The sequence below is a fragment of the Mycobacterium sp. genome (assembly GCF_035499775.1).
Taxonomy (GTDB): domain Bacteria; phylum Actinomycetota; class Actinomycetes; order Mycobacteriales; family Mycobacteriaceae; genus Mycobacterium.
Genome location: NZ_DATJYB010000180.1, coordinates 1 through 2,246 on the forward strand (window position 1 = coordinate 1; position 2,246 = coordinate 2,246).

Here is a 2,246-nt window from a genome sequence, read left to right on the forward strand (position 1 = left end):
ATGTGCGCGATGAACCCGAGCCCGCAGCTGTCATGCTCGTTGGCTGGATCATAGAGACCCTGTCGAGGCGGGGTATGCCGGGAATCGCTAGTCATCGGGTACTCCGTGATCCTTCGTTCCGTGTGCAAATGCGTCGGAACAAACCAGGGCCCGCGCGCTGCATGGACCCGAGGGTCCCTCACCACGAAAGTGTGGGAAATCGAGTCATAGTAGCGAGATTGTTGCATTGCGGCAACCAAAATGGGCTCTGTGCCCGCCGTTGCCGATCCGTCCCCTCGAAAATACTTGCGTCTGCAACAGACTTGCGCTTTAATCTGAACAAAGTGGCCTATATGCTTGTCGCAGCGTTTAAAAATTCGCGACGACCACGGAATCTTTAGGACAACATCATCAGGGATCCTCTCATGGTGCCGAATTATTTGACCGCCCGCTGGCTGCGACCGATCCTCGCGCTTTTGGCGCTGGTCGGGACGGCACTCTTGGCCGGTTGCGGCGGCGGCAGCGGCGCTCCCAACAATCCTTACGCCCCACCCCCACCCACGCCGGGGCCGGTAGTAATTCTGCCCGGGGTATCGACAGTGTATTCGGGCACTCCAGCCTCGCTCGAAATCACGGGCGGCGTGCCGCCCTACACGGTCGCTTCGAGCAATTCTTCGATCCTTCCGGTCGCACAGGCCAACACTTCGGGAACGATCGTGCTGGTTCCTGGCAACGTCACCGCGGATACGGCGGTCACGCTGACGGTGGTCGACTCGATCGGACAAAGCGGGACCGCCGGTGTCACGGTCAAGGCAGCGCCGATCTTCAACACGCTCACGGTCACGCCGGCCAGTGCGTCCTGCGGGGCGAACTCCCTGTGCTCCGGCCAGTCGGCGACCGCCAAGGTGACGGTCACCGGCCCCGGCGGCGCCGGCATTCCCGGCCGCTCGGTCCGCTTCGACGTCGTGAGCGGGGCCTACGGCATCAAGAGCAACGACCCGGCGAATCCGTTCGTGTCGACCCTTACGGTGGTCTCGGACCAGTTCGGCGTGGCCCAGGTGATCCTCCAGGCCGCGGCGGGAGTCGCCACCCAGCCGGCGCTTCTGCGTGCAACTGAACTCACCAGCGGTGAGCAGCAGACGACGCAGTTCACCATCGTGCAGACGACCAACTGCTCCGCAGTGCTCTCGGTCGTCCCGTCCAGCGTGACCTTCAACGGTGTGGACAGCTCGCAGTGCACGAACAACTTCCGCGCGGACTACTATGTCTTCGGCGGCACGCCTCCGTATCAAGTCTCCGCCACACCCAATGTGCCGACCGTAGTGTTGCTCGCGAATGTACCCGTTACGACCGCGGGCGGATTCTTTACCGCGATCACCAACGGCACGTGCACCGGCACGGACGGTGTGACGCTGCTGATCGTCGATGCGTCCGGGCTCGAAACGACCGCAACGTTGAACAACCTGCCCGGAACCAGCGCGCCGCCGACGCCACCTCCCCCGTCAGCCCTTCAGGTTGTACCGTCAGGATACGACTATGAACTTGTAGGGTGCGCCTCCCAGATCTCCAACTTTGTCATCACTGGAGGCACTCCTCCCTACAACGCGTTCTTCCCGACACCGCCAAACCCTGGGGCCGCGATCAGTCCGCAGCAGATAAAATCTGATGGTGGGGGATTCCAAGTCACTGGTTTGAAGGATGTCTCCGCGGGAGGGCAAACCATTACGAATGTCAGCGTCCTTGACTCGAGTTCGCCTCAGCAGCTCTTTATAGTGCAGATTCAATGTGCCCAATAGCTGATCGCTGTTGAGGGCGGGTAGGCCCCGTGGGAAGAAAGCGGCGCGAAGCTTTCTTAACCGCCTGAAAGGACGCCGCGAGTTTGGTGCAGAGGCACGTCCATGCATACCATCCCGCGGCCCAGTTCCGAGAGCAGAACGAATGGCGTCACGCCACCCGATGCCTTCTTGTCCCGCGACATGAGCTGCAGCCAACGATCGGCATCGAGCAAGGGCGGCCGCCTCGCGAGTCCAGCCCGCTCGATCAAGGCCCGGACTCGCTGAGCCGATCTGGCGGGCAGGCCCGCCACGCGCTCCGAGAGAGTCACCGCCAGCACCATCCCTGCAGCCACCGCCTCACCGTGCAGCCAGGTCTCGTACCGGGTTGCGGTTTCGATCGCGTGGGCGAAGGTGTGGCCGAAGTTGAGAAGTGCCCGCTCCCCGCTCTCGCGCTCGTCTGCCGCGACGATGCTCGATTTGATGCGGCAACTT

Annotated in this window: 2 protein-coding genes; one reads left to right on the plus strand and one right to left on the minus strand. The window is 62.5% G+C overall.

Features of this window, described 5'->3' with window-relative positions:
• Nucleotides 1-578: 578 nt before the first annotated feature.
• Entirely contained in the window at nt 579-1,775 is a 1,197-nt protein-coding gene (locus VML93_RS12250; RefSeq protein WP_325610898.1) for a hypothetical protein, read from the plus strand.
• A 56-nt stretch (nt 1,776-1,831) separates the two neighbouring features.
• On the opposite strand, the gene VML93_RS12255 is transcribed toward VML93_RS12250, so the two are convergent.
• Nucleotides 1,832-2,246: 3-dehydroquinate synthase family protein (locus tag VML93_RS12255; protein ID WP_422656535.1), on the minus strand; the 415-nt coding region annotated here is incomplete at its 5' end.